At 71.3% G+C, this 2,644-nt stretch carries 1 protein-coding gene and 1 pseudogene; one reads left to right on the top strand and one right to left on the bottom strand.

Going from position 1 to position 2,644, the window contains the following annotated elements; translation table 11 throughout:
• On the top strand, positions 1–1,400 hold a 1,400-nt coding region (gene glgP / locus RMN98_RS02995; protein ID WP_309647319.1), incomplete at its 5' end, for an alpha-glucan family phosphorylase.
• Positions 1,401–1,532: 132 nt separating this feature from the next.
• Here the strand turns inward: glgP and RMN98_RS02990 are convergent.
• Positions 1,533–2,644: pseudogene (locus RMN98_RS02990) on the bottom strand (glycogen debranching enzyme GlgX); the annotation flags it as partial.

The raw sequence follows: 2,644 nt of genomic DNA, 5'->3' as shown, positions 1-2,644 counted from the left end.
AGGTCAGCCGCGGCATGTTCAACGGCCTGTGGCCGGCCTTCGACGAGTCCGAGGTGCCGATCGGCTCCATCACCAACGGCGTCCACGCGCCGACCTGGGTGGCCCGCGAGGTCGTCGCCCTGGCCGAGTCCCAGGGAGCCGACGCCGAGTCCGACGACACCGAGGGATTCTGGAACGCCGTCGACAAGGTGCCCAGCGCCCAGGTGTGGGCGGTCAAGCGCGAGCTGCGCCAGCGCCTGGTCACCGACGCGCGCAAGCGGCTCGCCGCCTCGTGGGAGAAGCGGGGGGCCGCCAAGGCCGAGCTCGCCTGGATCGACGGCGCCCTCGACCCGGATGTCCTGACGATCGGCTTCGCACGCCGCGTGCCGTCGTACAAGCGGCTGACGCTGATGCTGCGCGATCCCGCCCGGCTCAAGCGGCTGCTGCTCGACCCCGAGCGCCCGATCCAGCTGATCATCGCCGGCAAGTCGCACCCCGCCGACGACGGCGGCAAGAAGCTGATCCAGGAGATGGTGCGCTTCGCCGACGACCCGGAGGTCCGCCACCGCATCGTCTTCCTGCCCAACTACGACATCGCCATGGCGCAGCCGCTCTACCCCGGCTGCGACGTGTGGCTCAACAACCCGCTGCGTCCCTACGAGGCCTGCGGCACCTCGGGCATGAAGGCCGCCCTCAACGGCGGGCTCAACCTGTCCATCCTCGACGGTTGGTGGGACGAGTGGTTCGACGGCGAGAACGGCTGGGCGATCCCGTCCGCCGACGGCCTCGACGACCCCGACCGCCGTGACGACCTCGAGGCGACCGCGCTCTACGAGCTGCTGGAGAACGAGGTCGCGCCGCGCTTCTACGACGTCGACGCCGAGGGCGTGCCGACCCGCTGGGTCGAGATGCTGCGCCACACCCTGAAGTCGCTCGGCCCCAAGGTGCTCGCGACCCGGATGGTCCGCGACTACACGCAGAAGCTCTACACCCCGGCCGCGACCAACGCGCGTCGCCTCAACTCCGACTACGCGGGCGCGCGCACGCTGGCTGCGTGGAAGGACAAGGTCCGCTCCGCGTGGCCCGAGGTCCGCGTCGAGCACGTCGAGAGCAGCGGGGTCGGCGACGCTCCCGAGGTCGGTGCGGTCATGAGCGTGCGCAGCTTCGTCGCCCTCGGGACGCTGGGCGCCGAGGACGTCGCGGTCCAGCTCGTGCACGGCAAGATCAACGCCGAGGACGAGCTGACCGACACGGTGATCCAGACCCTGACGCTCGCCGAGACCTACGACGGTGGCCGGCACCGCTTCGACGGCGAGGTCACGCTCGACCACTCCGGCGCCTTCGGCTACACCGTGCGCATCGTCCCCAGCAACGAGCTGCTCACCTCGAGCGCCGAGCTGGGTGTCGTGGCGATGGCCTGAGGACCCGTAGGTCACCGCCCGTGGGCGGTGACGCGGGTGGGCGGTGAGTGGTGGGGGTGTGGCGCGGTGGTGATCGCCCGTGGGTCCCCGCCCCCGTCAGCACCGCTGGCCTGGTCGTCGAGCGACGCGTCCTCAGGTGCCCCGCAGCACCAGCACGGTGCGGGCGCCGAGCGTGAGCTCGGTGCCCGCCACCACCGGGGTGCCGACGACCAGGTCCGGGTCGGTAGTCAGGGCGATCTCACCGGCCTGCACCCAGTCGTTCTCCGGCAGCCCGACCGAGACCGGCTCGGCGCCGGAGTTGAACCACAGCATGAACGACGCGTCGACCTGCTGCTCGCCGCGCGGGCCGGGGGAGCGCAGGGGTGAGCCGGAGACGAACATCCCGACGGTGGCGAGCTGGTGGTCGTGCCAGTCGGCGGCGCTCATCTCCCGCCCGGACGGGTGCAGCCAGGCGAGGTCCTTGGGCCCGCCCCGGATCGCGGGGCGCCCCTCGAACCAGTGCCGCTGGCGCAGGGCCGGGTGCTCGCGGCGCAGCCGCAGCGCTGTCTTCACCACGTCGTACACGTCGAGCCAGGCGTCGTCGGGCCGCCAGTCGATCCACGACGTCTCGTTGTCCTGGCAGTAGGCGTTGTTGTTGCCGCGCTGGGTGCGCCCGCGCTCGTCGCCTGCGGTGATCATCGGGACCCCGTTGGACAAGCACAGCGTGACCATCAGGTTGGCCGCCTGCCGGCGTCGCAGCGCCACGATCGCGGCGTCGTCGGTCTCGCCCTCGGCGCCGTGGTTCCACGACCGGTTGTTGTCGGTCCCGTCGCGGTTGCGCTCGCCGTTGGCCTCGTTGTGCTTGTGCTCGTAGCTCACCAGGTCGCGCACGGTGAAGCCGTCGTGCGCGGTCACGAAGTTGACCGAGGCGTACGCCGAGCGGCCGTCGTCGGCGTAGAGGTCCGAGGAGCCCGCGAGACGGGTGGCGACGGTGCGGATGCCCGAGGAGTGCCCACGCCAGAAGTCGCGGATGCCGTCGCGGTACTGGTCGTTCCACTCGACCCACGGCGGGGGGCAGTCGCCCACGCGGTAACCGTCCATCGAGGCGTCCCACGGCTCGGCGATGAGCTTCACGTGCCGCAGCACCGGGTCCTGGCCGATCGCGGTGAGCAGGTGACAGCCCATGTCGATCTCGTGGTCGACCCGGGTGAGCGCGGACAGCAGGTCGAAGCGGAAGCCGTCGACGTGCATCTCGGTCACCCAGT

Origin of the sequence: Nocardioides sp. (assembly GCF_031397825.1) — a bacterium.
Taxonomy (GTDB): domain Bacteria; phylum Actinomycetota; class Actinomycetes; order Propionibacteriales; family Nocardioidaceae; genus Nocardioides.
Note: the sequence above shows the minus strand (reverse complement) of the source record. Positions and strands in the feature narration are given on the sequence as shown.